Here is a 26986-nt window from a genome sequence, read left to right on the forward strand (position 1 = left end):
GAGACCCGGCAACCAGCCCGACCGAACGGAGACGCGCGTGCGTCGACCCCGCCATCTCGCACTTCTCAGCGTCGGCGTGTCCGGCGCACTGGTCCTGAGCGCGACACCGACACCGGCAGCCGCCCAGCCCGCGGCAGCCGCGCCCACCGGCATCGTGGTGGCCGACGGCATGACCCAACCGGTCTTCTCGCTCGCCGACGCCATCGAGGAGCGGGTGTACGTCCAGACCCCGGTGGACACCGACCACGACGGCCGCCCCGACCGGGTCGCCATCGACGTCTCCCGGCCCCGGGAAACCGCCACCGAGGGCTTCAAGGTGCCGGTCATCTTCGAGCACAGCCCGTACCGCAAGGGCACCTGGGGTGACGTGCCGTACCCGAGCGTGCTCGTCGACGACCTGCCGCAGAACGGCCTGACCGACCGCACCGGGCAGCGGACCCTCGACGCCGGCACGCGGCGCGCCCAGGCCAAGGCCAACCTGCCCGGTTCGCTGGACGACTACTACGTGCCGCGCGGGTACGCGGTGGTGCTCGGCCAGAGCGTCGGCACCGGCGACTCGGACGGCTGCCCGACCAGCGGCGACCAGGCCGAGACGCTCGGCACCAAGGCCGTCATCGACTGGCTCAACGGACGCGCCAAGGGGTACGACGTCAACGGCGCCCCGGTCACCGCCGGCTGGACCACCGGCGCGGTCGGCATGACCGGTGTCTCCTACAACGGGACGCTGCCCAACCAGGTGGCCACCACCGGGGTCAAGGGACTGAAGACCATCGTGCCGGTCTCCGCGATCAGCAGTTGGTACGACTACTACCGGGCCAACGGCCTGGTCGTCGCGCCCGGCACCTTCCAGGGCGAGGACCTCGACATCCTGGCCCAGTACACCGCCGGGCAGGAGCGGGCCGAGGGGCGCTGCGCCGATGAGATCGCGCAGATCACGAAGGAGCAGGACCGGGTCACCGGTGACTACTCGACGTTCTGGCAGGAGCGCGACTACCTCGACGCCCGCGACGTCAAGGCCAGCGTCTTCGTGGTGCACGGCCTCAACGACTGGAACGTCAAGACCGAACACTTCGCCGGCTGGTGGGACGAGTTGGCCAAGCGCCACGTGCCGCGCAAGATCTGGCTGCACCAGGGTGAGCACGGCGGGCCGGGCAGCGGCGCCTCGGTGACCCTGCCGGACGGCCGCACCTGGACGTACAAGCAGACCGAGAACCGCTGGTTCGACTTCTGGCTGTGGAACGTGCGCAACGGCATCATGGACGAGCCGACCGCGGTGCTCCAGCGGGAGGACCGGGCCTACACCACGTACGCCAACTGGCCGGACCCGGCCGCGCGTGAGGTCGACCTGAACTTCACCGCGACCGACGCCACCGCACCGGGCACCCTCACCACGGGCAAGCCGCCGAAGGGCACGGTCGAGCAGAGCTTCGTCGACGAGGGGCGGACGATCCACCCGGACGCCCTGGTGGCCAACCCGGACACGGCGAGCGGGAACCGGCTCGCGTACCGCTCCCCCACGCTGACCCGGGACGTCCGCTTCTCCGGTCGTCCGGAGATGCGGCTGCGGATGGCCGTCGACAACAGGCCGGACGCGAACCTCACCGCGTACCTCGTCGACTACGGCCCCGCTGGGTCGACCGCCGCACCCACCGTGGTGACCCGCGGCTGGATGGACCCGCAGAACCGCAGGAGCCCGGCCCGCACGTCAGCGGTGCGGCAGGGCAAGCTGTACGACTACCGGTGGACCATGGAGCCGAAGGACTACATCTTCGCGGCGGGCCACCGGATCGGCGTGGTCGTGTTCTCCAGCGACCAGGAGTACACCCTGCTGCCGTTGGGCGGCACCGTGCTGCGGGTCGCACCGAACGACAGTGAGCTGCGGCTGCCGGTCGTCGGCGGGCGGGGTGCCCTCGGGTTCTGAGCTGCTGCTCGTGGCGCAGGTGGGCAGTCCGACGTGTCGGGCTGCCCACCTGCGCGTCCGCCGTCGGTACCGGATCCGGCTCGCCCGGGGCAGAGGTCCGGCCCGTCGCCCGTCATTTCCACCAACTGCCAACGGTCGGGACCTGGACTCCCCGGATCACAAGAGTCACCTGGCGTACCCGGTGAACCAGGCCTGCCCGAGCACGCACCCGGTACACGTGCCGAAGTTGCGGCAGGTACTGCGGTACCCCGTCAACGGTGAACCGTCGCGGTTCCGGCTGGCGTCCGGGCCCGGCTACACCATCCACGGTGACCTCTTCAACGCCTGGCCGATCGAGGAGATGGCCCGGCGCGTCCAGGACTGCATCCGCCCGGCCACCACCGCGCTGGTCAGCGACGGCGGCAGCACGGCCGGCGATCGACCACCAGGATCAGCGGGCCGGCGACGCTCAGACGGCGTAGCGGGCGGCCAGGTCGACGGTGCGCCGTGCGGCGGCCACCATCGCCCGATCGGCGAATCGGCCGTCGGGCAGGACCACGGTCCCCGAGTCCCGCAGCTGCGCCTCGGCCACCGCGGCCAGCAACTCCTCGGCACGCGCCACTTCCCGGTCGGCCGGCCGGAACGCCTCGACGATCACCGGAAGCTGACGCGGGTGGATCGCCGCACGACCGAGAAAGCCCAGCCGCCGGCCCACCGCGCAGGAGGCGGCCAGGCCGGCGACATCGACGACGTCGGCGTACACCGCCATCGCCGGCGGGGTCAGACCGGCCGCGCGGGCCGCGACCACCACGCGGCCGCGCGCCCAGAGCAGGCCGTCGTCGTCGCTCACCCCGAGGTCCGAGCGCAGGTCGGCCTCACCGAGCCCGATCGAGGCCACCGTGGGATGGGCAGCGGCGATGGGGTACGCGGACTCCAGCCCGAGCGCCGACTCGATCAGCAGGTGCAGGGGCGCGTCGACCCGCTCGGCGAGCGCGGCCACCGTCGCGGCCGACTCGACCTTGGGCAACCGCAACCCGGCCAACCCGGGCCGGCCGGCGACCGCCGCGAGGTCGGCGTCGACGTCCGGGCCGGTCAGTTCGTTGACCCGGACCTGCACGGGCACCGGATGCGTCTCGGCGAGGAACTCGGCGACGGCGGCCCGCGCGTACGCCTTGCGTCCGGCGACCACGGCGTCCTCCAGGTCGAGGATGACCGCGTCGGCGCCCGAGGCGACCGCCTTGGCGAACCGGTCCGGACGGTCACCCGGCACGTAGAGCCAGCTCAGCAGCATCAGAGCACACCCCGCTCGCGCAGCGCGGCCAACTCGTCGGCGCTCAGGCCGAACGCGCCGAACACCGCGTCGGTGTCCTGCCCGTGCCGCCGGCCGGCGTGCCGGATCTCCCCCGGTGTGTCGGCGAGCCGGAACGGCACGTTCTGCATCCGTACCTCGCCCAGTTCCTCGTCCGGCACGGTGCGGACGGTGCCCAGTGCCGCGTACTGCGGGTCGGCGAGGATGTCCCGTACGTCGTAGACGGGCGCGACGGCGGCCTGCGCCTCCTCGAACGCGGCCACCACCTCGTCGCGGTCCCGCTGCGCCACCCAGGCGCTGACCGCCGCGTCCAGCTCGTCGGCGTGCGCCGCCCGGCCGCTGCCGGTGGCGAACCACGGCTCGTCGATCAGCTCGGCTCGGCCGACCAGCCGCAGCACCCGCTCGGCGATGCTCTGCGCGCTGGTGGACACCGCCACCCAGCGCCCGTCGGCACAGCGGTAGGTGTTGCGGGGGGCGTTGTTGTTGGACCGGTTGCCCAGCCGGGGCTGGATGTAGCCGAGCTGGTCGTACCAGGTGATCTGCGGTCCGAGCATCGCCATGATCGGTTCGATGATGGCGAGGTCGACCACCTGCCCGGTGCCGGTGACGTCCCGGGCCCGCAGGGCGAGCATCACGGCGTACGCGGCGGCGAGCGCGCTCACCGAGTCGGCCAGCCCGAACGGGGGCAGCGTCGGCGGGCCGTCCGGTTCCCCGGTGGCCGCCGCGAAGCCGCTCATCGCCTCGGCGAGGGTGCCGAAGCCGGGCCGGCGGGCGTACGGGCCGACCTGCCCGAACCCACTGATCCGGGTGATCACCAGCCGGGGGTTGACCGCGTGCAGCTCGGCCGGTCCGAGCCCCCACCGCTCCAGGGTGCCGGGGCGGAAGTTCTCCACCAGCACGTCGGCGTCGGCGAGCAGCCGGCGCAGCAGCGCCGCGCCGTCCGGGTCGGACAGGTTGAGGGTGACGGTCCGCTTGTTGCGGCCGAGCACCTTCCACCAGAGTCCGACGCCGTCGCGGGCCGGCCCGTGTCCCCGTGACGGGTCCGGCTTGGCCGGATGCTCCACCTTGATCACGTCGGCGCCGAAGTCGCCGAGGAATGCCGCCGCGAGCGGGCCGGCGAAGAGGGTGGCCAGGTCGACGACCCTGACCCCGTCCAACGGCGCGGTCACCGGGTCACCTCCGCGGCGTCGGTCAGGTCGGCCGCGCAGCGGAAGCCGACCTGGTCGGAGCGGGTGAGACCGGTGCCGGTGAGCAACAGCTTCACCGACACGTCGGCCGGTTGCGGGCCGCCGTCGAGGTACCAGTCGGAGCCCTCCGCCCGGTACTGGGCGCCACCCTTGAGGATGGCGAAGCGGGTACGACCGTCGGAGTGCTCGCTCTCGGTCAGGTTCCACACCAGCGGCTCCCGCCGCACGAGCAGCCCCGCCTCGGCGGCAACCTGCCACTCGTCCTCGGTGGGCAGACGCAGCCCGGCCCACGCCGCGTACGCGCGTGCGTCGGCCAGTTCCACCCCGGTCACCGGTGCGTCGGCCGGTCCGCGCCCCGCCGTGAACCGCTCGGGACGCGTCGGTCGGTAGCCGGTGGCCCGCAGGAACTCGGCGTACTCGCCGTGGGTGACCTCGTGGGTGGCGATGGCGAACCGGCCGAGCCGGACGCTGCGCCGCAGCGTGCCGGTGTGGTGCAGCCGGGGCGGCAGCGGCTTCCACTCGTCGACGTAGGGCGCCTCGCCGTACAGCCCGGTCTCCCGGACCCGGTGCCGGACGAGCAGGTCCCGCCGGCCGCCCTCGACGGCGACCAGGCCCGGCGGCACCTCCCCTCGGGGCGCCCACGGCGTGCGGACGCGCACCGCGGCGCGGGCCGGGAAGGACGGGTCACCGGTCGGCGGCTCGTGGTGGTGCTCGGCGTCGGCGCCGGGCACCACGGCCGCGATCGCGCCGGCGGGCAGCGGCCCGCCGACCGCCAGTCGACCGTCGGCGGTCTCGGTGACGGTCAGCTCGGCACCGGTGACCAGGTCGACGAAGCGTCGGCCGGCGCTCGGGTCGGTGACCAGCCACGGCCCGTCGTGGTCGGCGCCCCGGTTCACCACCGTCCACAGTGGCAAGTCGTCGTGCGTCCAGCGGGACGCGTACACCTGGCCCTCGCCGGGGTGGTCGGCAAGCGGAACCCAGTCCTCGGCGCGCAACCACGCCGCGTGGCTGGCCTGCACCCGGCGCATGGCCCGCAACACCGCGCGGTCGCGGTCGTTCCAGCCGACCCAGACGCCGAAGACGCTCTCCCACACGAGGACGCCGACGCCGTTCAGCCAGGCCGAGTGCAGCTCGTCGAGGTGGTCGCGGTGCCAGCGCCGGGTGTGGTGCAGCACGTGCCGCCGCTCGAACCACTTCGCCCGCAGCACGCCGGGCACCTCGGAGTCGGCGAACCACTGCGCCCAGGACATCGCGTGGTCGGCGATGCGGGCCAACGGAACCCGGCTCTCGCCCTCCAGGACCAGGCCGGGGCGGACGGCGTCCAGGGCGGCGCGCAGCTCGCCCGCGCCCTCCTTGAGGGTGTCCAGGAAGACGCCGTCGACGCCGAGCTTGCCGGCCAGCGCCGCGACCTCCTCGGCGTCGGTGCCCGGCTCGCGCCGCGTGCCGGTGTCCCACGGGTTGTAGTCGACGAAGACCCGCACCCCGCGCTCCTGGAAGGCGCGCACCACCTCGGGCAGCTCGGGCACGTCCCGGTACCAGTCGAACTGGTTGCGGTCGTCGAGGCCGATCACCGGGTACGCGTGCCAGAGCACCACCCCGTCGAAGCCACCGAAGTCCCGCCCGGCCGCGTCGAGGAACTCGTCGACGGTGAAGACGCCGCGCTCGTGGTCGTAGAGTGCCTCGTCCCAGAGCCAGGCGAGGCAGACGCTGAAGCAGTCGCCGGCGATCTCGTCGTAGTGGGTACCGGTGTAGCCGATCCGGTCCCGGGCTTCGACGCGCCAGCGGGCGATCTGCTCCCGCCACGCCGGCCAGTCCGCCGGGTCGGCCGGCGCGGCGAAGATCTTCGCCTCGTCCAGCGTGCTCAGGTCGGCGTGCCCGCCCAACGGCACCTCGGTCGGCCGGTCGATCGGGCGCGGAACGTACGGGTTGAAGCTCACGGTGCACCTCGGTAGGTCGCGTCGTAGAGGGCGTCGATGGCCAGCCGGTCGGGCAGTGCGGTGGACGCTCCGGGCCGCTGGGCGCAGGCCGCGCCGGCGGCACACGCCCAGCGCAGGGTCGCCGTGACGGTCTCCTCGTTGCTGGCGCCACCGCGCTCGGCCCAGCCCACGGCGAGGGCGCCGGTGAACGCGTCACCGGAGGCGGTGGTGTCCACCGCGTCGATACGCGGCGCCGGGACGGCGATCCGCAGGTCACGCCGATCGGCGTACGCGGCGCCGCGCGCGCCGAGGGTGAGCACCACCCGGGGCACCATCGTCAGCAGGGCGTCGAGCAGGACCGACGGGTCGTCGGAGCAGACCCCGGCCACGACCGCCGCCTCGTGCTCGTTGACCACCAGCACGTCGACCAGGTCGAGCAGCTCGGTGGGCAGCACCGCGGCCGGAGCGGCGTTCAGCACCACCGTGGTGCCCTCCGCCCGAGCCCAGTCGGCCGCCCGGGTCACCGCCGCCAGCGGCACCTCCAGTTGCAGCAGCAGCACGTCAGCCGCCGCGATCGTCGCGCGGTCGTCGGCGTCCAACTCGGTCAACGCGCTGTTGGCGCCGGGCGCGACCACGATGAAGTTCTCCGCAGCCCGGTCGACGGCGATCAACGCGACACCGGACGGGCCGGCGACGGTCCGCAGACCACGGACGTCCACGCCCGCGCCGACGAGACTCGCCCGCATCTGCGTGCCGAACTCGTCGTCGCCGACCGCGCCGACGAACTCGCAGACGGCGCCGGCCCGTGCGGCGGCGACGGCCTGGTTGGCGCCCTTGCCGCCGGGCACGGTCCGGAAGTTCTCGCCGAGCACCGTCTCTCCCGGGCTGGGCAGGCGCGACGCCGTGACCACCAGGTCCAGGTTGCTGCTGCCCACCACCGCCACACGGGCGCTCATGCCGCACTCCCTTCGGTGCTGCTCCCCGGCCACACCAGGGCCAGAGTCCGCTTCGCCAGGTCGTCGAAGCCGATCCCGTCGAAGCCGGCGATGCTGCTCGCCAACCGGTTGCGCAGCGGGGAAACCCAACGCGCGGGCAGACCGGACGCGCCGGTGAGCGCCCCGGTCACCGCGCCGACCGTCGCGCCGGTCGAGTCGGTGTCCCAACCGCCGCTGACCACCGCCGTGATGGACCGCTCCAGGTCACCGCGCCCGTACGCCAGCGCGGCGGCCACCAGCGCGGCGTTGTTGCGTACGTGCACCCAGTGCAGGTGGCCGTGCCGGGCGTACAACTCGTCGACCACGCGCTCCCAGTCGTCGGTCCCCGCGCCGAGGGCGCGCGCCTCGCGGACCGTTGCCGCGAACCGGCTGCGCGGCGGCAGCACCGCCTCGGCGGCGTCCAACACCTCGTCCACGGTGTCCGCGACCGGCGCGGCGGCGGCCAGCGCGGCGGCCCAGAGCGCACCGTGCACCCCGCCCCGGACGTGGCTGACGGTGGCGTCGCGCAACGCCAGCTCGGCGGCCCGGTCCGGCCGGCCGGGGTTGACCCAGCCGTACACGTCGGTGCGGATCTGCGCGCCGATCCACTCCCGGAACGGGTTGTGCCGACGGGCGCTGTGCGGTGGCGCGTACCCGAGCAGCAGGTTGCGGTACGCCACCCGCTCGGCGGTGAAGACCCGCCCGCCGGGCAGCCAGTCCAGCCACGCCTGCGCCACGTCGGCGCTGGTGAAGCCCCGCCCGTGTGTCTCCAGCACCCGCAGGGCCAGCAGCGCGTAGTTCAGGTCGTCGTCCTCGGGCATGCCGTCGATGTTCTCGGCGAGGCTGGTCGGCGCGCTGCGCCGGTTCCACGGCCAGCGGGCCGCCACGTCGTCCGGCAGGCCCTTCGCGGTGAACCAGTCGCGCAGCGGCCACCGGCCCGTCCCGGTGAGGATCTCCCGGATGCCCTCGCGGGGGATCTTCTCCACCGGCTTGCCGAGCAGGCAGCCGACCGCCCGGCCGAGCCAGGCGCCGTGCAACCGGTCGTCCGTCACGTCGGTCGGCAGCGACCAGCTCGCCGGCCATCCGGCGCGCAGCCCGGCCAGGTCGTCGGCCTCGTCGGCGGTGTCGCCGGCGGGCAACGCGTCGGCGGCGTCCAGCAGCTCCGTGGCGAGGGCCCGCAGCCGCGGCGACGCCGGAGTCGGCGACGCCCCGCTGACCGGTGGGGCCAGGTCCCCGCCGGCCACCGTCCACCGCTCGGCGAGCGCGGCGACGTCACGCCCCTCGTCCCGGCTGGCCGCCAGCTCGTGCGGCAGCAGGTCCTCCGGCTGCACCCAGGTGATCCTCACCGGGTCTCGCCCCCAGCCTCCCGGGTGGCGTCGCCGGCCAGCCCGGCGAAGCGTTCCGCCCGGCGGGCGAACCGGGCCTGGTCGCGCTCGAAGACCTCACCGGCCACCGCCGCGAGGACCCGGGCCGGCTCCACCAGGTCGGTCTTCGAGGCGGTCGCGACAACCTCGGACCACTGGGCCGGCACCGCCGGCGCACCGCCGAGCGCACCGGCGATGGCGGCGGCCATGGTGGCGGTGGAGTCGGCGTCCCGGCCGTAGTTGACCGATCCGAGCACCGCCGAGCGGAAGTCGCCGCCGGCCACCACGAGCATGCCGAGTGCCACCGGCAACTCCTCGATGGCGTGCAGGCGACTGGGTCGCCGCGCCCCGAGGCCGGGGCTGCGGTACTCCTCCCCCACCGTGTCGTAGGGCGCGACCGCGGCACGCAGCGCCGGAATCGCCTGCTTCCAGTCGTGGTGGCCACGGGCCTCCTTGACCACCGCGTCGATGGCCGCGCGGGTGCCGTCGCGGGCCAGGTCCAGCGCCGCGGCGACGACATCCTCGACGCCCGCGCCGGGGGTCGCCGCCGCCGCGACCGAGGCCGCGAACACGGCGGCGGCCTCCCGCCCGTAGCTGTGCTGGTGCGCGCCGGCGATCTCCACCGCCTCGGCGTACGCCCCGGCCGGGTCGCCCGCGTTGACGATGCCGACCGGGGCCATGTACATGGCCGCACCACAGTTGACGATGTTGCCGACGCCGGCCTCACGCGGGTCCGCGTGGGCGTGGTGCAGGCGGGTGACCAGCCACCGCTCGGCGGCCGCGAGCCGGTGGAAGGTCACCCCGTCCCGCTCCATGTCGGGGATGTGCACCACCCGCTCGATCAGGTCGGGGACCAGCAGCTCCACCACGTCGTACGCGTCGAGGTGGTCCCGTTTGGCCGCGTACGCGCGGACCAGGGCGTGGGTCATCAACGTGTCGTCGGTGATGTGCCCGTCGCCCTTGTGGTACGGCGCGAGCGGACGCGCGGTGGCCCAGTCGGCGTGGTACGGGGGCACGATGCCCTCGACCCAGCCGCCGAAGCGCGTGCGGATCTGCTCGGGCAGCGCCGTCTCGGTGGCGCCACCCAGGGCGTCTCCGACCGCGGCGCCGACCAGGCAACCGACCGATGTGTCGAGCAAGAGTGACATGTCGTTACCTCAGAACCTGCTTGCCACCGTCGACCAGCTGCGTGGCGAGCTGATCGAGGGTGATCTTGTTGGCGAAGTACTGCTGGAGGGCCGGGGTGGCGTACTTGGTCTTCCACTCCGGGTAGCCGTCGGCCTGCTGGAACGGGGCGACGGTCAGGTCCGCGGCACTGTCCGCGGCGACGTCCCAGCCCTGCTTGCCGGCGGTAAGCTTGACCAGCTCCTCGTTGGCCTGCTTGCCGGTCGGTACCAGCCAGTCACCCTTGGCCAGCGCGGCCATGTTGCTCGGGTTCAGGAAGTACTCGAGGAACTGCGCGGCCTGCTTCTTGTGCTTGCTGTCCGCGGAGACCGACAGCGTCTGCGGGTTGGCGGCCTGCTTGGTGGAGAGGCCCTTGATCGGGGGCAGGGTGACCCATTCGAAGCCGGCCGGCGCCTGCTCGACCATCTGCTGACGCAGCGACACCGAGCCGGGCAGCATGGCGTACTTGCCGCCGAAGAAGCCGGGCAGGGTGTCCGCGCCGCTCATGCCGAGCGCCTCCGGGGAGGCCGACTTGGCGGTGTAGAGCATGTCGTGGATCCGCTTCGGGATCTCCTTCTCCGCGTCGCCGACCTTGACCTCGGTCTTGCCGCCGTCGCCGTAGAAGAACGTGCCGTCGTAGTTGAGCGCCAGGTTCAGCACCCGGTTGGTCGGCGACTTCAGCGCCCAGGCCGCGCCGTACTGGCCGGGCTTGGTGAGCTTCTGCGCGTTGGCCTGGAACTCGTCCCAGGTCCAGCCGCCGTCGGCCGGTGGCACCGCGACACCGGCGGCGTCGAGCAGCTTCTTGTTGGCGATGACGACCTGCGACTCCAGCAGGAACGGCACACCGGTGACCTTGCCGTCGAAGGTCGCGGTGTCCCAGATGCCCTTGTCGATCTGACCCTTGAGGTCGTCGGAGAGCAGGTCGGAGAGGTCGGCCAGGTAGCCCTGCTTGCTGAACTCGCCGATCGAGGACGCCTCGTAGTGCACGATGTCCGGCGCGTCGCCACCTTCGAAGGAGGTGAGCAGCTGGTCGTGCACCGAGTTCCAGTCACCCTGGACGTACTCGACCTGGATGTCGGGGTGCTCGGCGTTCCACTTGGCGACCAGGTCCTTGTTGACCTGCAACGACTCCTTCTGCCAGGCGAGGCTGAGGAAGCGCAGCTTGACCGGGCCGGATGTGGCCTCGTCGTCGCCGCCGCTGCCGCACGCGGCGAGCGCGCCGAGGCCGACGACCGCGACCGCGGTGGCCGCGGCGAGTCGACACAATCGGGTACGGAGCATGGGGGTTACCTCCTTGGTGGTGGTGGTGGGGGACGGTTCAGCCCTTGACCGCGCCGGCGAGCGACCCGGACGAGAGCCGGCGTTGCATGAACGCGAAGAAGATCAGGCTGGGCAGCGTGGCCAGCAGGGAACCGGCGGCCAGCGGGCCCAGTCGGGCGGTGCCCTCGATGCCGACGAACCGGGCCAGCGCCACCGGCAGGGTGGCCAGCTCCGGCGTCTTGATCAGCACGAGCGCGAAGAAGAACTCGTTCCAGGCCGAGATGAAGGAGAACAGCGCGGTGGCGACCAGGCCCGGGGCGAGCAGCGGGAAGACCACCCTGCGCAGCACCTGTATCCGGGTCGCGCCGTCGACCGAGGCGGCCTCCTCCAGCTCGCGGGGGATGTTGCGGACGAAGCCCTGCAGCATCCACAGCGCGAACGGCAGCGCCCAGACCACGTAGATCAGCACCAGCCCGGCGTGCGTGTTGGCCAGGCCGACCTGCCGCAGCACCAGGAAGATCGGGATGATCAGCAGCACGAACGGGAAGAGCTGCGACAGCAGCACCCAGCCCAGCGCGGCGGTGCCGAGCTTGGAACGGAACCGGGCCAGCGCGTACGACGCCGGCATGGCGACCAGCACGGTCAGCACCGCCGAGGCGAGCGAGACCTGGAGGCTGTTGAGCGCCGCCCGGCCCAGCTCCTGCTCGGTGAACGCCTGGACGAAGTTCTGCAGGGTCGGGTTGTCCGGGATCAGCGTCGGGTGCAGGCGGACCAGCTCGCGCGGTGGTTTGAACGCCGTGGAGAGCAGCCAGACCAGCGGGAACCCGAGGAAGATCAGGTAGCCGGCGAGAGCCACGTACTGCAACGTCCGGCTCGTGCGGCTCGGTTTTCCGAACATGTCAGTTCGCCTCCCTGAGCCGGCGACGGAGATAGACGGCGAGCAGCGCGATGATGATCACGACCATCACGTTGCCGAGCGCTGCCGCGTAGCCGTAGTTGCCGTAGCGGAACGCCTCCTCGTAGGCGAAGAGCATCGGCAGCATCGTCTTGCCGCCCGGCCCACCCGCGGTGAGCACGTAGACCAGACCGAACGAGTTGAAGTTCCAGATGAAGTCCAGCGAGGTGATCGCCACGATCACGGGGGCCAGGGCGGGCAGCGTGACGTGCCGGAACCGGTGCCACGTGCTGGCCCCGTCCACCGCCGCCGCCTCGTGCAGCTCGCGGCCCACGCCCTGGAGGCCGGCGAGCAGGACGACGGTGGTCTGCGGCATGCCGGCCCAGACCCCGACGATGATCACCGCGGGCAGTGCGGTGCTGAAGTCGCCGAGCCAGTTGGTCCGCAGCCCGTCGGCGCCGACCCGGTGGAAGAACTCGTTGATCAGGCCGGCGTCGGGGTGGTAGACGAGCTTCCAGAGGATGCCGACCACGACCGGCGGCATCGCCCACGGCACGACGGCCAGCACCCGGGCCACGCCCCGGAACCGCAACTGCTGGTTGAGCAGCAGCGCCAGCCCGAGGGCGAGCAGGAACTGCAGCACCGTCACCCCGACCGCCCAGAGCAGGCCGATCTTGAACGAGTTCCAGAACAGCTCGTCGCCGAGCAGCTCGCGGTAGTTGGCCAGGCCGGTGAAGCTGACCTCGACGTTGCGCCCGGCCCGGGCGTCGGTGAAGCCGAGGTAGATGCCCCGCAGCAGCGGAAACACCGACAGCACCAGGATCGGCAGCAGCGACGGCAGGAGCAGCAGGTAGATGGCGGTGCGGTCGGAGCGGAACCGGTGCGGTCGGCGGGCCGGGCCGGGCCGCTCGACGTCCGGTCGTTCGGCCAGGGTGGTCATGCGGTCACCCCTTCGCTGGACGGGTGGGTGGTCGGTGGGCCGGCGGGACGGGGGGCCGGCAGCGTCGCGGCACTGGATGCCCGCACGGTGAGGCTCGGCGGCACCTGTTCGCGTCGCGGCGGCAGGGTCGCGTCGGCGATGCGTTGCAGAAGCAGTTCGGCGGCCCGGCGACCACGCTCGGCCGAGCCGAGCGAGACGCTGGACAGCTGGGGGAACATCATCCGGGCCAGCTCGGTGTCGTCCATGCCGACCAGGGCGACGTCCTGCGGCACCCGACGTTCGGCGGCCAGCAGGGCGTGCAGCGCGCCGACCGCGATGAGGTCGTTGGCGCAGACCAGGGCATCCGGGTCGGCGCGGGCGAGCAGCCGCTCGGTGGCGTCCCGGCCGGCGGCGTACTGGAAGTCGCCGACCTCGATCAGCTCCTCGTCGAGCGGGATGTCGTGCCGCGCCAGGGCGGCCCGGAACCCGGCGTCACGCGCGGCGCCCGGAACGGTGTCGAGCGGGCCGTTGACGAAGCCGATCCGGCGTCGGCCGGTGGCGACGAGGTGGTCCACGGCCAGCGCCACACCCTGTCGGGAGTCGGTGCGTACGTTGTCCACGGCGGCGTCCGCGCCGAGCTGGCCGACGACCACCACCGGCACCGGGCTGTCCACCAGCGCCCTGAGGTGGTCGTCGGTCACCCGGATCGGCGAGACGATCATCCCGTCCACGTAGCGGTTGGCCAGCCGGCGCAGCAGCGCGGTCTCGTTGTCGATCCGACCGCCGGTGGCGTGCACCAGCAGTTGCCGCCCGGAGGAGGCGACCACGGCCTCGATGGCGCGCATCATCTCCACGTACACCGGGTTGCCGATGTCCTCGACGGCGAGCGCGACGAGGCCGGTGCGCTGCGACTGCAACGACCGGGCGATGGCGTTGGGCACGTAGCCCACCTCGGCCGCCGCCTCGCGGACCTTGCGGATCGTCTCGGGGCTACCACCGACGCCGTTGAGCACCCGCGAGGCGGACGCGATGGAGACGCCGGCGCGGGCGGCGACGGTGTGCACCGTGGGCCGGCCGTCCGCCGGTTCCTGTAAACGTTTACGACCCACGTCCGGCACCTCCACCCGATAGCTGTAAACGTTTCCGGGGAGTCTGCTCCGCAGGTGGCGGAGAGGTCAAGGGCTCGTTACGAAAACGTTTCCAACCGCCCGGACCAGCCGAACAACGCGGGTGGGGGCGATCTCAGCCGGTTGTTGTCAGGAGTCGGGCCACGGCTGCTGGTTCGGCCAGGTGTGGGAAGTGGCTACCGGGGAGCACGGTCACCAGGACCGACCGGATCGGCGACCCCCACCTCGGTCACCTGGTCGTGCACGGCCTCGACAACCTCCGCCATCGCGTACGAGGACCGCCGCTGTGAGTCGCCGTGACCGGGCAGGTCGAGAGCGAGAACCTGCCGGGCAGGATCGATCACCGCGAGCTCCCGCCGGACCGGGTCCCACTGCCCCCGGTCGAATGTGAGGCCGTGCAGCAGCACCAGCGTGGGCGACGATCGTCGTCAGTCATCGACGTTGCCTTTCCGGTGTCCCGATCTCCCGGTACCGCCCGAAGGTGAGGTGGCGGCGGAGGGTGAAGCCCATGGCCTCGTACAGTCGGATCGCGCTCGTGTTGACCGTGGCCGCGTGCAGGAAGGGCGTCTCGCCGCGCGCCTGGACACCGGCCGCGACCGCACGGATCAGCCGGGTCGCGAGGCCGTGGCCCCGGTACGCCGGATCCGTGCAGACCGCGCTGATCTCGGCCCAACCGGGCGGACGCATGCGCTCCCCCGCCATGGCAACGAGCGAACCGTCGCGCCGGATGCCCAGGTAGGGGCCAAGTTCGATGGTGCGGGTCAGGAACGGCCCCGGCTCGGTCCGGCGGACGAGGTCCCTGACCGTGCGCCCGGGTGCCTTCCACCGCCCACAACCGGCACCCGTGCGGCGGGGTGTGCGCGGCGGCGAACGCCAGCAGCCGACTCAACCCGTCCTCGTCGGTGGGCACGGTGACCTGCGCCAACACCGCCCCGAGCCGGTCGAGCACCGCAGCGGTGCGCGTGTCCGTGTGGGTATCCACCCCCACCACCACGTCATAGCGATCCGTAACCCGCTCTACGATCTGTGCCATCTCGGGTTGTTGCTCCTTTGCCAGTGACGACCGGGACAGTCGGCGTCGGCTCGGGATGCAGTCACCTCAGCGGCAAATCTGTGATGGGCCACGTGTGCTCGCACGGGCAGGCTTCTGATCAGGCCAGCAAGGTGGGCCGGGCCGGCGCCGACGACCACCTGGGGACAGGTCTTGCACAAGGCACACCCGCACTCCGAGCGGCCGGATCGGCAAAGAGTCACCCAAATGATCATTGACGCCGAACCCTATCGGCAACCGACCGAACCGATCACCACAGACATAGAAGCGTCTTGCACTTACTGTCCCGATATACGGGGCATCCCACTCATCTCGACAACCGAAAGTGCAAGATCAGCGCGGCGGGGCGGGGGCGGCGGGGCGGGCGCGGGGGCGGGGGCGGGGGCGGGGGCGGGGTTCGGGACGGCGGGGGCGGGGGCTACCGGCGGGTTGGTGCGTTGTCCGCCGTCGCGGGGCTTGATTCCGGCACCGTCGCGCCCTCGTAGAGCGCGACGTACCGGCGGCGCCACTCGTCGCCGTCGGTGCCGAGGGCGGCGAGGTTGAGGGTGTTGTGTTCGACGCCCAACGCCTCCGGCAGAGTGCACACCCGCAGCGGTATCGCGTTCGCGTCGGCGATCCGGCGCGGCACGGCGACCGCCGCCCTGAGATCCACCACACGGTCGAGCGGGCTGATCGCGACGGCCGCGGTCCGTAGACCGGTCCGCCGGGGCGGCTTCGGCAGCGTGCGGGCGATCGTCAGGTACTGGGTGACGGCGGCGAGGGAGTATCCGCGCGACGTGACGCGGTCGCGGAGGATACGCCGCCCGTACAGCACGATGAGCGGTTTGACCGCGTAGGCCGGCGCCTGTCGCGGATTCGGGCCGAAGAACGGCGACAGCAACAGCAGATGCCGTACGACGGTGCCGGGCACCTGAGCCAGCCAGGCGGCCAGCACCGCGCCGCCGGAGATCCCCACGACGCCGACCTCGTCTCCCAGGGCCGCCGCGACGGCCCACCCCTTCGCGGCGTACGTCGTCAGCCCGCCGGCCTCGACCCGGTGGTGGGCCGTCCGGTCGACGGTTCCGTGCTGGGGGGCCCGGGGAATCCAGACGCTGTACCCACGGTCGAAGAACTCCTCGGCCAGCCCTTCGTACTGCTCGGGCGCGAGGGTGTATCCGTGCAGCAGCAGCACGGCCCTACCGGTACGGGAACCGTGGCTCAGCAGGCGGCTGCGCGACTCCGGGTCGGCGTCCAGATCGAAACGGTCCAGCCACGGGGCACCGACGGCACCCGGGGGCAGGAGCCAGGCGGCCCGGCCCACCAACCGGCCGGCGCGCAGCGCGACCCAGGTGTTCTCGGGCCGGTAGCCGCCGCCGGCGATCCCGTCGGCGTACGCGACCTGGCGCAGTTGGGGCAGCGGATCGGGCATGGAGTCGAACAGGTTTTCCTCGCCCGCGACGAGCGGACGGATGACCAGATCAGTCATGGGGTTGGTCCTCCGGGAAGCGGGCGCCCCGGGTCAGATCCGCGCGGACGCCGGAGCGCGGAGGGGGCGCAGAACATCGGACATTGTTCTGACCTCCTTCCCGCTCGACGGCGTGCCCGACGACCATACGCGCAGTGGTCGCCGGCTCGCAATGGATCGTCACAGCGTCGGGTTGGTCTCCGACCCACGCTTGTGGGCTCGCTGGTCGTACACGGTGATGCCGCCCAGGATCACCGCCGCGACGGCCGTCACCGCGACAGGCGGGAGCAGCACCATCACCGGGGCCGCCACGAGCAGCGCCGCCGCACCGAAGTACAGCGCTCGACAGCGTGGTGCGTTTCGGTTCTCCTGCTCCAGAGTGCTCCGCCCGATCAGGAACAGCACCGGACCGCCGAAGATGATGGCCACCAGCGCCCAGTCGATCGGCGGGTGCGGATCCTCGATGACCTGCCCGAAGCCGACGGCGGTGCAGATGATGCCTCCGACGATCAACAGCAGGCTGTAGCTCGCCCACCGCGACAGTTGGATTCCCTCGCCGCTCGGCGTCGAGGCATGACCGGATCTGACGTGGTAGAAGTAGATCCGCCAGAACGAGACGACCGCCACGAACGAGGCGACGAGGGTGATGGTCCGATCGGTGGAGAAGCCCGGGAAGCTGACCGCGGCGCCGGCTTCGAGCACCACCTCGGCGAGCGCGATCATGAAGAACTGGTTGTACCGCTCGGCGAGATGCACCTGGGAGACGTTCACCGTGCTGGCGAGCGACGCGCGGCCCAGTCGGGGCGTGGCCCAGTTGATGTGCCCGCCGATGAGCTCGATGGCCAGCCCGATGGACCAGAGGACGCCTCGACCGAGACCTCCGCTGATGCCGCCGCTGATCCAGAACACACCGGACACCGTGTGCCAGGCCAGCACCCGGAGGGCGAACCCCTGGCTGGGGTGACCGCGCAGCGCGAGCACCAGGTAGAGCGGTCGGCCGACCTGGATGGTGACGTACGTGCAGGCGAAGATCACGCCGCGCTCGCCGAACGCCTGCGGCAACGAGACCGCCAGCACCAGCGTGCCGAACATCGAGGCCAGCAGCACGGCCTGCAGGTCGGGGCGCCGGGGGTCGTAGGTGCTCGCCAGCAGGGCGTTGAGTGACCAGATCATCCACATCGCGGTGAAGAACAGCAGCGTCTGACCGGCCTCCGACAGCAGGGTGTGCCGGACGATGGTCAGGTCGTCCGCGACCCGCCCGGCGAGGCGGGCGAGGGCGAAGACGTAGACGATGTCGAAGAGCAGTTCCAGGACGGTCGCGGAGCGCGGGCTCCGGCTGTCCCCGAGGCCGAGAGTCCCGGCGCGCGTCATCGCCCCGAGCCTCCTCGCCCCCGTCCTGTTGAGCGATTTTATCCGGACATCATGTGATCCCGGCGGCTATGGCGGGATCACGGGCCGACTCAGGCCCGGCTGGAGATCTGCTGAACCGCCCAGCCGTTGCCGTCCGGGTCGGTGAAGAACACGAAACCCACGTTGTCCAACGGATCCGGCACCGGCCGGGGGTTGCCCCCCATCACCTGGATCTCGCTGACCTCGACACCCCGCTCCACCAGCTCCGCGCGGGCCTTCTGCAGGTCGGGCACCACCAGTTGCAGCCCCTTGAGCGATCCGGGCTCCATGTCGGGCACCACTCCCCGGCCGATCACGACCGAACAGCCCGAGCCGGGCGGGGTCAGCTGCACGATCCGCGCGTCGTCGTTGATGACGGTGTCATGGTCCACGACGAAGCCGAGCCGGTCTGCGTAGAACTCCTTGGCGCGGTCCACGTCCGAGACCGGCACGACCACGACTTCCAACGTCCAGTTCATCCGGGCACTCCCTCACCGTGTGGAATCCGGTTCGCGTTCATCAGGCGGGCGTGGACCACGCCATGGACGCCGACGGTACCGCCGCGGCGCTGCGTCCCGATGGAAAACCGTTATCCCGTGGTGGTCGGCGAGTCTCCTGAGGGGAGGCGCTGGTAGCGATCAACCACCGCCCCCTCGTCGAGTGACGAGGCGACCACACGAAGGAGTCGAGACGATGCGCACAACCGGCCGGGGTGCAACCGACGCCGCGAAGATGAGCCGGGGCGCCCACGCGGAACCCCGACGCGGTCTGCGCGGTCGCCTCCCGATCGGCGTTCGGCGTCTGCTGTGGCCGCTCGCCGTCGCCGCCGTGGTCGCCGTACTCGTGACCGGGGTGATCGTCGTGGTCCAACCGACCGGGCCGGCGCCCGCACCGGCGGCGACGCAGGCGGCCGATGCGCTGCCGCCCACCGACCCGGCGCTCGGCACACCGGCCGCGACCACGCCCGCCGCCACGGCGAGCCCGACGGCGACGACGCCCCCACCCACCCCGGCGGCGAAGCCGACGACCGGGCGGCCGGTCGCCCCGGCGGTGTCCGCGGTGACCTCGAAGCGCAAGGGCGTCGGCGTGTGGACCTTCGACGGGGTCAGTCAGGCGCTGGCCAGCTCCGGGGCGAGCTGGTACTACACCTGGGACGTCGCCCACCCGGGCGTCACCAGCCCGACGGGCGCCGAGTTCGTCCCGATGATCTGGGGTGCGAAGAGCGTCACCGCCAGCAACCTGCAGCAGGCGAAGCGGAACGGCCGGCAGCTGCTCGGGTTCAATGAGCCGGACATGGGCGGACAGGCGAACATGTCCGTGGAGCAGGCGCTGGAGCTGTGGCCGCAGCTGGAGGCCACCGGGCTTCCGCTGGGCAGCCCGGCGGTGGCCTGGGGTGGGGACCGGCCGGGCGAGTGGCTCGACCGCTTCATGGCCGGCGCGAAGCAGCGCGGCTACCGCGTCGACTTCATCGCCCTGCACTGGTACGGCGGCGACTTCGCCACCGCCAACGCGGTCAACCAGCTGAGGTCGTACCTGCAGGCGGTGCACGACCGCTACCGGCTGCCGGTCTGGCTCACCGAGTTCGCGCTGATCGACTTCTCCAACGGCGTCCGGTTCCCGAGCCAGACACAGCAGGCCGCGTTCCTCACCGCGGCGACGAAGATGCTGGGCGGCCTGTCCTGGCTGCACCGGTACGCGTGGTTCGGCCTGCCCGCCAGCGACAAGGATCAGACCGGCCTGTTCCGTACCGGCAGCACCGCGACCGCCGTCGGTCGCGCCTACCAGGCCGCGCGCTGACCCCGGGACTACGCCTGGTCCACGTGGTCCCGCCACGAGTGGCGCGGTTCGTACCCCAGTACCCGGCGTGCCTTGTCGATGCTGAGCAGCGTCTCGTGCTCGCCGAGCTGCCTGCGGATCTCGACGTTCGGGTAGACCTCGGCCATCAGGCTGGCACTCGACCTGGTCATCACGGTGTCCGCGTTGGCGATGATGAAGACGTCGGCACCGGGCTGGTCGTGGGCGAGCGCCCGCTCGACCGCCTGGGCTCCGTCGCGGGAGTCGATGTACCCCCACAGGTTCCACCGGCGCAGCGACGGGTCGGCGTCGAACGACGGGAACGGCGCGTAGTCCTCGACGTCCATCACGTTGGAGAAGCGCAGACCCACCATGACCAGCTCCGGGTCCCAGCGGCAGAAGTGCCGCGCCATCTCCTCCTCCAGGGCCTTGTTCAGCGAGTACGTCGACTCGGGTCGCGGCGCGTACTCCTCGTCGACCGGCGCGTACGGCGGCGGGGTGTCGAACGGCAACCCGAGGACCGTCTCGCTCGACGCCCACACGACCCGCTTGATCCCGGCCGCCCGAGCGGCGGCGAAGACGTTGTACGTGGCGGCCGAGTTGTTCGCGAACGTGGTCGCGTTCGACATCAGCCCGGGTGCCGGCACCGCCGCCAGGTGCACGACCGCGTCGATCCCACCGGCGTGCTCGTCCGCGCCCCCGGTGATCGCCTCCACCACCTGCCCGTAGTCGGTGAGGTCGACGAGAAGGAACTCGCCGTCGACGTCGCGCGGGTCGCGTCCACCCGCGCGGTCGACCGCGAGCACGTCGACGCCCACGCCGCGCAGGTGGGCGACGACGGCGCGGCCGAGCTTGCCGGTGGCACCGGTGACGACGACGCGGCCGGGCAGTGCGGAACTGGTCATGACCACATCCTCTCCGGCGGCGACCGGAGCCCCGCAGGCGGGTGCGCGCCGCACCCGCGCCCGCGGATCACCGGATCATGTCTCCGGTCACCGCCGGCAGCGCCCGCCCGAACTGCAGCAGTTCCCGCAGTGCCGCGAGGTAGCCCTCGCGGTCCCGATGCCTGATGGCGAGGTCACAGTCGCCGGCCGCCCACTCCGCACCGGCCAGCAGCGCGTCCCAGGCGGCCTGCTCTCGCGGTTCGGGATAGTCGAAGTAGCGGCGTGCGTCGGCGACCGGGCCGGAGATCGCGACGCAGCGGGGACGCAGTTCGGCATCGATCACCGACCAGTCACTGAACGCCCGGTACGACCCGTCGGCAGTGAGCCGATCGATCCGTTCGAGCAGGGCCAGCACGCCGGTCAAGACCTGGTTGATCCGGTCGGCGCCGCCGAGCGCGAGCCACGCGTCCACCTGCGCCGCCCGTACGGTGGGCGAGGTCGGCTGGTCGGTGAGCACGAAGTTCGTCGAGACGGGGCCGGCATCCGTCGATGAGTCCGACCGGGCGTCGACGGCCATCACGGTGACCAACGTCGCGGTCACCAGACACGGCATGAGCACCGCCGCGCGGCGCAGCGCGAGCCGTCCTCGGCCGGGCCGGTCGGGCAGGTCGGTGCGGGGCCGACGGGTGGCCATGGCGCGGTCGCGGAACCGACGCAGCGGCCGGCGGGCAGGCACGCCCAGGGCAGCGGCCGCGACGGCGAGGAACACGCCCAGACCCAGCGTCGTCGACACCAACAGGGCGGTCACCGTCCAGCCCGCCACGGGATCGAACCGGCATGACGACCCCAGGATCTCCAGCGGGCGGACGCATCCGTCGACCGAGGCCAGCACGGCCAGGGTGGCCAGTCCCGCCAAGCCCGTGGCACCCGACACGATGAGGCTCTGCAGCAACGGAGTGCGGTCGGCCAACGCGGCGGCGAAGCCCGCCGCCACGAACATCGCGGCGACGATGACGACCATGAGCCACGTCAGGTAGCTGACGAGATGGCCCTGCTCTCCACCGGCGACCACCGGTGACCACGCTCTGATGCCCGCCGTCGTGGCCACGACCAGCACGGTGCTGCCGAACGCGCCGATCCCGGCGGCGGGAAGGGTCGGCCACGGTGCGCCGGTGCTGACCCGGCGGGGGAACCAGGCCAGGATCGCGGTGACGCAGAGCAGCCCGGCCAGGCAGAGCAACTCGACCCGCATGCTCAGGAACAGCAGCGGCGGCAGACCGGGCGCGAGGTGCAGGAGCGTGCCTTCGTAACCCTGGCCGTCGGTGACGCTCCGCTCGAACTGAGCGAACAGGTCGGCGGTGAAGGCGTTGAGGCCACCAGCCAGCAAGGTGCCCTCGCTCTCCCACCAGTACCAGGCGAGTGCCATCACGCAACAGCTCACGCCGAGTCCGACCAGCAGCGGCCACCGTTGTGCCGCGCCCGCCGGGCGAGTGGCGGAGACCTGGGCGTACTCCGCCGTCCACCAGGTGGCCGCGAGGCCCGCGAGCACGGGCAGCGCGAGGTACCCGGGCTGATCGGGGAGCAGATCCCACACGCTGCCGGAGCGACCCACCGCCAACTCACCCACGATCAGGCCGGCGCCCAGGGCACAGCCGGCGCGTAGCCCCGACGGCGCCGGGCCGCCGGTGCGGGCCGCATGGGTCACCGCCGGCCAGAGCAGCAGCCCGGTGATCGCGGTGACCAGGACGGCGACCAGCCCCGCGATGATCACGTGTTCCTGGCTGGCGTTGACCTCCACCATGCTCAGCAGAGCGGGCAACCTGGTGGCGGCAATCGCCGCCGTCGCTCCGGTCAGGAAGAACGACAACACCTGCGGCGTCAACATCGTCCCCGAGTTCACCATCGACCCGAGCCGCTGCTGCCAGGTGGGATGGGCTCGCCAGAGCGGGCCCCCGGACGCCCTGGACCACCTGGTCGCGAGCGCGGTCCGCCCGGTGACCTCCTGGGCGGCCGCCCTCTCCCAGAGGCGGACGTTCGCACCCCACCGTCGTGCGGTCAGATCGGCGTGGTGCTCGCGGGTGCGCAGAATGTCGACGCGGGCCAGGTAGGCCAGTACGACGGTGATGACCAGCATCGCCACGTGGTGCGCCACCCGGGTCTGTTCCCGCGACTGCATGTACGTGCCGGCGGTGCCGGGCAGGCTCACGACCGCGACGTACCCCAGGTCGAGAGGGAGGATCACCCCCAACAGGATGCGCCAGAGAGCGACGGTCGCGTAGGCGATGTCAACGTCACGGTTGTGCAGGTGGGCCAGTTCGTGCAGCACCACCGATCGAAAGTCCTCGGGGTCGCGGCGGCGTCGGGCGACGAGGCCACCGTCCAGACAGACGGTGTAGCGACCGAGACGGCCGAAGACCACCGCACCGGTGCCGGGTACGGCGGGCGCGATGACGAAACGGGGCGGGCGCCTCAGCCCGGCCACGGCGACCAGGTCGGCCAGGACGGTGGAGAGGTCCGCGAGACCGTCGACGTCCTCTACCGGCACCACCCGGCTCCGCCGCCCCTTCCACAGCGGCAGCACCCAGTACAGCGCCACGGCGCAGAGCGACACCAGCAGCAGTGCGCCGGGCTTCCACCACCATGCCTGGTGCGGCACGAAGCGCTCCACGCACTCCTTGAACGCGGATGCCTGGTCGACGGCGCGCACCCGCACGTCGAGGTCACTGAGGCCCGGGTCGCCCCCGCTGGCGAGAGTGCAGCCGACCCCCACGCCGTTCGGGTCGGAGCGCGCGTTGATGACGCTGCCGGTGATGACGGCAGCGACACCCACGAAGAGCACGATCAACAGGAGGAAGCGTGGAAGAGTGCCGGCATTCGACATGCTGAGGTGTGCCGACGACGGCTCCGTCGGCGTCGTCCGGTCCAGGACCACCGACATCGTGCGCCTAATCCCTTCCGGCCTGGTCGACCTCACCGGGCCCCGACGGGTCGCCGTCGACGGCCAGGACCAGCCGGGCCACCACCCGGTCACCCAGCAGATCCGCCTCCTCCGGGGTCAGGCCGGCGGGAACCCCGAGCTCGACCACCCGGTCCCGGACGGCCTGCAACTGCCGCACGGTCAGCGGGGCCATGGGCTGTGGTGGCGCTTTCCGGCGTAGGCGGGCACGCAGCCAGCCGCCGACGCCCGAGCCCGCACGACTCGCACCAGCACCGACCGACAGTCGGACGGTCTCGTCCAGGGCGATCCAGACCAGCGGGGTGACCAGCGCCGCGGTCTCGGCCAGGCCGAACCCGAGCGGCTCCCGCCCGGGTCGACGCCGCGTCAGGCGACGCACCACGGTGTCGTCGTCGAAGCGGTGCAGTGCGTCGACGAGCACCAGTTCGTCGGGAGCCAGCTCTGCTACGACGTCACGCACCACATCGCGTACCAACTGCGGGGGCCGCACGCCCCGTCCATCTGCCCGTTGAATGTCCGGTTCCATCGAAGCTCCCCGCAGTGTCGCCGCTACCGGAAGGTACCGATTGTATTGACCGTCTCCACATTTCGATGGCCGGTAGCGGCCGAACCCGGTGCACGCGACCGGACCCAGGCCGCGTTGCGTGCTCGTGAACGGGGACTGCTCTGACCGCCGTCACGCTCCGCCGCGGCGCGTCCCACCGTGGTCGGCACGGCTACGACCGGACCCACCGCGCCGACATTCGGGTCCGACCGTGATCGGGACCGGCGGGTGCGTAACGTGCAGGGGTAAACGTTGTCGCGACGAGGAGACTTCATGTCCAAGCCACCGCTTCCCGAGGCCGCGGTCGCCATGCTCCAGAAGCCGAACCCCGCCGTCATCACCACCCTGCGCAACGGTGGCCAGCCGGTATCCGCCGCAACCTGGTACCTGTGGGAGGACGGCCGGATCCTGGTCAACATGGACGAGAGCCGCCGCCGGCTGGAACACGTCCGCAACGACCCCCGGGTGTCCCTCACGGTGCTCGACGAGGCCGGTTGGTACACCCACGTCAGCATCATCGGGCACGTCGCGGAGCTGCGCCCCGACGAGGGTCTCGCGGACATCGACCGGTTGTCGAAGCACTACACGGGCAACGCGTACCCACGGCGGGAACGCGCCCGCGTCAGTGCCCTGATCGAGATCGACCGCTGGCACGGCTGGGGCGCGCAGAAGGACAACAACCAGGTCGGCTGACCGCTGCCAACCACGCTGACGCCCTGGCGGGGCCACCGTCAGGGCGTCAGGGCAGCCCATGCCGCCCTCGGCTGGGCGGCTCTTGACCGCACGGTGTGCTCGGCTTAGCTTCATCAATCAAATAAGTGTCTTTACTGATTGATTGCCGTCCTCGTGGGAGTGTGCCGATGCGACAACTCCGTCACCGCCGTCTCACCGCCGTCGTCACCCTGGCGGCCCTGCTGGTCACCGCCGCGCCACCCACCGCCGCGAGCGCGGGCGACAACGCGAAGCGCCGCGACGGCTACCACCGGGTCGGGTACTTCACCCAGTGGGGCATCTACGGCCGGGCCTTCCCGGTCAAGAAGCTCGACACCTCCGGCGCGGCGAGCCGCCTCACCCACCTCAACTACGCGTTCGGCAACGTCAGCGAGGACGGACGCTGCTATGTGGACGGCGGCCCGGGCGAGGGTGACGCCTGGGCTGACTACCAGCGGCCGGTCCCGGCCGAGGAGAGCGTCGACGGCGTCGCCGACGCCCCCGGCCAGGCGCTCAACGGTAACTTCGGCCAGCTCGCCAAGTTGAAGGCCAAGCACCCCGGCCTGAAGGTGCTGATCTCGCTGGGCGGGTGGAGCTGGTCGACGTACTTCTCCAACGCCGCCCTCACCGACGCCTCCCGCAAGACGTTCGTCGCGTCCTGCATCGACCTGTACCTGAAGGGCAACCTCCCGGGCTCCCCCGGCGCCGCCGCCGGCGTCTTCGATGGCATCGACCTCGACTGGGAGTGGCCGAACTGGGACGGTGAGCCGGGCAACGTCATCCGCCCGCAGGACCGGGAGAACTTCACCAAGCTGCTCGCCGAGTTCCGCCGGCAACTGGACGCGTACGGGCGTACGACCCGCACGCACCACCCGCTGACCGCCTTCCTGCCCGCCAACCCGGCCACCATGGACGCCGGCTACGAGGGCCGCAAGATCTTCACGTACCTGGACTTCGCGACGGTCCAGGGGTACGACTTCCACGGCGGGTGGGAGGCCGTGGCCAACCAGCAGTCGGCGCTGCGCGTGCCGGCGGGTTCGCCGGACAACCCGGACTTCTCCGTCGAGGTGGCCGTCGACGGCTGGATCGCCCGCGGGGCGCCGCGTGCCAAGCTCGTCCTGGGCATCCCCTACTACGGTCGCGGCTGGACCGGCATCACCGGCGGCGGCAACGGCCTCTTCCAGCCGGCCGCGAGCCCCGCGCCGGCGACGTTCGAGGCCGGGTACGAGGACTACAAGTTGCTCAAGACCCTGGCCGGCAACGGTTACACCGTGCACCGCGACCTGCGCGCCGGGCACGCCTGGCTGTTCGACGGTACGACGCTCTGGACGTACGACGATCCGGCGGTCGTGCTGCAGAAGATGCTCTACATCCGGCGTACCGGCCTGGGTGGCGCGATGATCTGGTCGCTCGACGGCGACGACGACAATGCCACGCTGACCAAGACGATCGGCCTCGGCCTGACCACCTGGTAGCCGTACCCCGCTCGCCCGGCCCGTCGCCGGCCGATTCCCCGGTCGGCGGCGGGCCGGTGTCAGGTCAGTAGGTGTACCACCGCTCGCTGTACCGCCAGGCCGGGCTGCCATCCGACCGCGTGGGCAGCCGGTCCTCGTCAGGATCGGATGGGGTGACCCCGTGCAGGGTGCCGCCCGCGAAGTCGGGCCAGTTCGGTGACGTTGGCCCGCACGGCCGGCAGATCCTCCAGCGCCTGTTGGCTGTGCGTGGCGGTGCCGATCAGCAGCGCGGTCGACCTGCTCGGGTCGGGGCGGCTCACCGGTCGTTCGTCTCGACAGACGGTTCGTGATCGGCCAGAGCGCGTACGGCAGCCTCGATGAGCGCGGTGACCTGGTCCATGTCGCGGGCACGGCGGACGTCCAGCTCGGCGGACGATCCGCCGGGAAGGGTCAGCTTCACCGTCACGTCCTCGCGGCGGTGGGTCAGCCAGCCGGCGATCGCCTGCACAAGCACCATCACAGCGCCGCCACTGCCGACGGCCACCAGCAACACGTCCGTTGCACCCGCCGACATCTCGTCGGGCGGCGTCGTCGAGCCGGGAGCGGGCGCGGCGGTCACCTGCCCGCGGAGCACATCCTCGGCGCGAAGCCACGACGCGAGGGAACGTCGAGCATCGGCAGAGGGAAGATCCGGATAGACCGAGAGCGTGATGGTCTCCTGAGACGCGGGCACCGTCTTCTCCT

Annotated in this window: 24 protein-coding genes and 1 pseudogene; 5 read left to right on the forward strand and 20 right to left on the reverse strand. The window is 71.9% G+C overall.

Annotated elements, in window-relative coordinates; translation table 11 throughout:
- Positions 1-37: 37 nt before the first annotated feature.
- Together AB0H52_RS19610 and AB0H52_RS19615 are read left to right on the forward strand one after the other, a co-directional pair.
- The gene (locus AB0H52_RS19610; protein ID WP_357949081.1) at positions 38-1921 is read left to right on the forward strand and encodes a Xaa-Pro dipeptidyl-peptidase; all 1884 of its coding nucleotides are present in this window, start codon (positions 38-40) and stop codon (positions 1919-1921) included.
- Between the two features lie 19 nt (positions 1922-1940).
- Positions 1941-2189: pseudogene (locus tag AB0H52_RS19615) on the forward strand (DUF1996 domain-containing protein); the annotation flags it as partial.
- A gap of 180 nt (positions 2190-2369) precedes the next feature.
- Here the strand turns inward: AB0H52_RS19615 and AB0H52_RS19620 are convergent.
- From AB0H52_RS19620 to AB0H52_RS19690, 15 genes are all read right to left on the reverse strand, one after another.
- The gene (locus AB0H52_RS19620; protein ID WP_151489401.1) at positions 2370-3191 is read right to left on the reverse strand and encodes a CoA ester lyase; all 822 of its coding nucleotides are present in this window, start codon (positions 3189-3191) and stop codon (positions 2370-2372) included.
- Positions 3191-4378 carry a CoA transferase gene (locus AB0H52_RS19625; protein WP_357949084.1) on the reverse strand — a complete coding sequence of 396 codons (1188 nt, stop codon included), beginning with the start codon at positions 4376-4378 and terminating at the stop codon, positions 3191-3193. Before AB0H52_RS19625 ends, AB0H52_RS19620 begins: the two co-directional genes overlap by 1 nt.
- The gene (locus AB0H52_RS19630) at positions 4375-6333 is read right to left on the reverse strand and encodes an SUMF1/EgtB/PvdO family nonheme iron enzyme (RefSeq protein ID WP_357949087.1); all 1959 of its coding nucleotides are present in this window, start codon (positions 6331-6333) and stop codon (positions 4375-4377) included. The genes AB0H52_RS19625 and AB0H52_RS19630 overlap by 4 nt, the downstream gene beginning before the upstream one ends.
- Entirely contained in the window at positions 6330-7268 is a 939-nt protein-coding gene (locus AB0H52_RS19635; protein WP_357949090.1) for a ribokinase, read from the reverse strand. The genes AB0H52_RS19630 and AB0H52_RS19635 overlap by 4 nt, the downstream gene beginning before the upstream one ends.
- Complete coding sequence (locus AB0H52_RS19640; protein WP_357949093.1) at positions 7265-8632, reverse strand: ADP-ribosylglycohydrolase family protein; 1368 nt, start codon at positions 8630-8632, stop codon at positions 7265-7267. The genes AB0H52_RS19635 and AB0H52_RS19640 overlap by 4 nt, the downstream gene beginning before the upstream one ends.
- The gene (locus AB0H52_RS19645; protein ID WP_357949096.1) at positions 8629-9798 is read right to left on the reverse strand and encodes an ADP-ribosylglycohydrolase family protein; all 1170 of its coding nucleotides are present in this window, start codon (positions 9796-9798) and stop codon (positions 8629-8631) included. The genes AB0H52_RS19640 and AB0H52_RS19645 overlap by 4 nt, the downstream gene beginning before the upstream one ends.
- Before the next feature lie 4 nt (positions 9799-9802).
- Positions 9803-11095, reverse strand: coding sequence for a sugar ABC transporter substrate-binding protein (locus AB0H52_RS19650; RefSeq protein WP_151489406.1), 1293 nt, complete (start codon positions 11093-11095; stop codon positions 9803-9805).
- 37 nt (positions 11096-11132) lie between these two features.
- Entirely contained in the window at positions 11133-11972 is an 840-nt protein-coding gene (locus AB0H52_RS19655; RefSeq protein WP_151489407.1) for a carbohydrate ABC transporter permease, read from the reverse strand.
- Between the two features lies 1 nt (position 11973).
- On the reverse strand, positions 11974-12909 hold the full coding sequence (locus AB0H52_RS19660; protein ID WP_278122236.1) for a sugar ABC transporter permease: 936 nt from the start codon (positions 12907-12909) through the stop codon (positions 11974-11976).
- A complete protein-coding gene (locus tag AB0H52_RS19665) occupies positions 12906-13997 on the reverse strand; it encodes a LacI family DNA-binding transcriptional regulator (RefSeq protein WP_278122235.1) in 1092 nt (363 codons plus the stop codon). The genes AB0H52_RS19660 and AB0H52_RS19665 overlap by 4 nt, the downstream gene beginning before the upstream one ends.
- A gap of 194 nt (positions 13998-14191) precedes the next feature.
- Positions 14192-14422 (reverse strand): alpha/beta fold hydrolase, encoded by a 231-nt coding sequence (locus AB0H52_RS19670; protein WP_225854892.1) that lies wholly within the window; start codon positions 14420-14422, stop codon positions 14192-14194.
- Between the two features lie 25 nt (positions 14423-14447).
- Positions 14448-14780 carry a GNAT family N-acetyltransferase gene (locus AB0H52_RS19675; RefSeq protein ID WP_151493342.1) on the reverse strand — a complete coding sequence of 111 codons (333 nt, stop codon included), beginning with the start codon at positions 14778-14780 and terminating at the stop codon, positions 14448-14450.
- A gap of 704 nt (positions 14781-15484) precedes the next feature.
- Positions 15485-16531, reverse strand: a complete 1047-nt coding sequence (locus AB0H52_RS19680) for an alpha/beta fold hydrolase (protein ID WP_357949101.1) — start codon at positions 16529-16531, stop codon at positions 15485-15487.
- A gap of 159 nt (positions 16532-16690) precedes the next feature.
- Entirely contained in the window at positions 16691-17881 is a 1191-nt protein-coding gene (locus AB0H52_RS19685) for a low temperature requirement protein A (RefSeq protein ID WP_357949104.1), read from the reverse strand.
- An 89-nt stretch (positions 17882-17970) separates the two neighbouring features.
- Positions 17971-18378 carry a VOC family protein gene (locus AB0H52_RS19690; RefSeq protein WP_151488669.1) on the reverse strand — a complete coding sequence of 136 codons (408 nt, stop codon included), beginning with the start codon at positions 18376-18378 and terminating at the stop codon, positions 17971-17973.
- Between the two features lie 214 nt (positions 18379-18592).
- Between AB0H52_RS19690 and AB0H52_RS19695 the strand changes: the two genes are divergently transcribed.
- The gene (locus AB0H52_RS19695; protein ID WP_151488668.1) at positions 18593-19696 is read left to right on the forward strand and encodes a glycoside hydrolase family protein; all 1104 of its coding nucleotides are present in this window, start codon (positions 18593-18595) and stop codon (positions 19694-19696) included.
- A gap of 8 nt (positions 19697-19704) precedes the next feature.
- Here AB0H52_RS19695 and AB0H52_RS19700 read toward each other — a convergent pair whose 3' ends face one another.
- From AB0H52_RS19700 to AB0H52_RS19710, 3 genes are all read right to left on the reverse strand, one after another.
- Positions 19705-20598, reverse strand: coding sequence for an NAD(P)-dependent oxidoreductase (locus tag AB0H52_RS19700; protein ID WP_151488667.1), 894 nt, complete (start codon positions 20596-20598; stop codon positions 19705-19707).
- Between the two features lie 67 nt (positions 20599-20665).
- Positions 20666-23515 carry a M48 family metalloprotease gene (locus AB0H52_RS19705; protein ID WP_357949108.1) on the reverse strand — a complete coding sequence of 950 codons (2850 nt, stop codon included), beginning with the start codon at positions 23513-23515 and terminating at the stop codon, positions 20666-20668.
- A 7-nt stretch (positions 23516-23522) separates the two neighbouring features.
- Complete coding sequence (locus AB0H52_RS19710) at positions 23523-24059, reverse strand: hypothetical protein (protein ID WP_151488665.1); 537 nt, start codon at positions 24057-24059, stop codon at positions 23523-23525.
- A gap of 291 nt (positions 24060-24350) precedes the next feature.
- Here AB0H52_RS19710 and AB0H52_RS19715 point away from each other — a divergent pair, with 291 nt between their 5' ends.
- Together AB0H52_RS19715 and AB0H52_RS19720 are read left to right on the forward strand one after the other, a co-directional pair.
- Complete coding sequence (locus AB0H52_RS19715) at positions 24351-24770, forward strand: PPOX class F420-dependent oxidoreductase (protein WP_151488664.1); 420 nt, start codon at positions 24351-24353, stop codon at positions 24768-24770.
- Between the two features lie 167 nt (positions 24771-24937).
- Positions 24938-26263, forward strand: a complete 1326-nt coding sequence (locus AB0H52_RS19720) for a glycoside hydrolase family 18 protein (RefSeq protein WP_151488663.1) — start codon at positions 24938-24940, stop codon at positions 26261-26263.
- Between the two features lie 137 nt (positions 26264-26400).
- Here AB0H52_RS19720 and AB0H52_RS19725 read toward each other — a convergent pair whose 3' ends face one another.
- Both AB0H52_RS19725 and AB0H52_RS19730 read right to left on the reverse strand, forming a co-directional pair.
- Positions 26401-26562: a hypothetical protein gene (locus AB0H52_RS19725; RefSeq protein ID WP_357949112.1), complete on the reverse strand. Its 162-nt coding sequence runs from the start codon at positions 26560-26562 to the stop codon at positions 26401-26403.
- Positions 26559-26975 carry a hypothetical protein gene (locus tag AB0H52_RS19730; protein ID WP_151488662.1) on the reverse strand — a complete coding sequence of 139 codons (417 nt, stop codon included), beginning with the start codon at positions 26973-26975 and terminating at the stop codon, positions 26559-26561. Before AB0H52_RS19730 ends, AB0H52_RS19725 begins: the two co-directional genes overlap by 4 nt.
- Positions 26976-26986 lie beyond the last annotated feature (11 nt).

The sequence above is a fragment of the Micromonospora sp. NPDC050695 genome (assembly GCF_040654415.1).
GTDB lineage: Bacteria > Actinomycetota > Actinomycetes > Mycobacteriales > Micromonosporaceae > Micromonospora.

Coding starts and splice junctions, on each gene's coding strand:
- AB0H52_RS19620 (WP_151489401.1), bottom strand. CDS start 3,191: ATGCTGCTGAGCTGGCTCTACGTGCCGGGTGACCGTCCGGACCGGTTC.
- AB0H52_RS19635 (WP_357949090.1), bottom strand. CDS start 7,268: ATGAGCGCCCGTGTGGCGGTGGTGGGCAGCAGCAACCTGGACCTGGTG.
- AB0H52_RS19645 (WP_357949096.1), bottom strand. CDS start 9,798: ATGTCACTCTTGCTCGACACATCGGTCGGTTGCCTGGTCGGCGCCGCG.
- AB0H52_RS19650 (WP_151489406.1), bottom strand. CDS start 11,095: ATGCTCCGTACCCGATTGTGTCGACTCGCCGCGGCCACCGCGGTCGCG.
- AB0H52_RS19655 (WP_151489407.1), bottom strand. CDS start 11,972: ATGTTCGGAAAACCGAGCCGCACGAGCCGGACGTTGCAGTACGTGGCT.
- AB0H52_RS19660 (WP_278122236.1), bottom strand. CDS start 12,909: ATGACCACCCTGGCCGAACGACCGGACGTCGAGCGGCCCGGCCCGGCC.
- AB0H52_RS19680 (WP_357949101.1), bottom strand. CDS start 16,531: ATGACTGATCTGGTCATCCGTCCGCTCGTCGCGGGCGAGGAAAACCTG.
- AB0H52_RS19685 (WP_357949104.1), bottom strand. CDS start 17,881: ATGACGCGCGCCGGGACTCTCGGCCTCGGGGACAGCCGGAGCCCGCGC.
- AB0H52_RS19690 (WP_151488669.1), bottom strand. CDS start 18,378: ATGAACTGGACGTTGGAAGTCGTGGTCGTGCCGGTCTCGGACGTGGAC.
- AB0H52_RS19695 (WP_151488668.1), top strand. CDS start 18,593: ATGCGCACAACCGGCCGGGGTGCAACCGACGCCGCGAAGATGAGCCGG.
- AB0H52_RS19700 (WP_151488667.1), bottom strand. CDS start 20,598: ATGACCAGTTCCGCACTGCCCGGCCGCGTCGTCGTCACCGGTGCCACC.
- AB0H52_RS19705 (WP_357949108.1), bottom strand. CDS start 23,515: ATGTCGGTGGTCCTGGACCGGACGACGCCGACGGAGCCGTCGTCGGCA.
- AB0H52_RS19710 (WP_151488665.1), bottom strand. CDS start 24,059: ATGGAACCGGACATTCAACGGGCAGATGGACGGGGCGTGCGGCCCCCG.
- AB0H52_RS19715 (WP_151488664.1), top strand. CDS start 24,351: ATGTCCAAGCCACCGCTTCCCGAGGCCGCGGTCGCCATGCTCCAGAAG.
- AB0H52_RS19720 (WP_151488663.1), top strand. CDS start 24,938: ATGCGACAACTCCGTCACCGCCGTCTCACCGCCGTCGTCACCCTGGCG.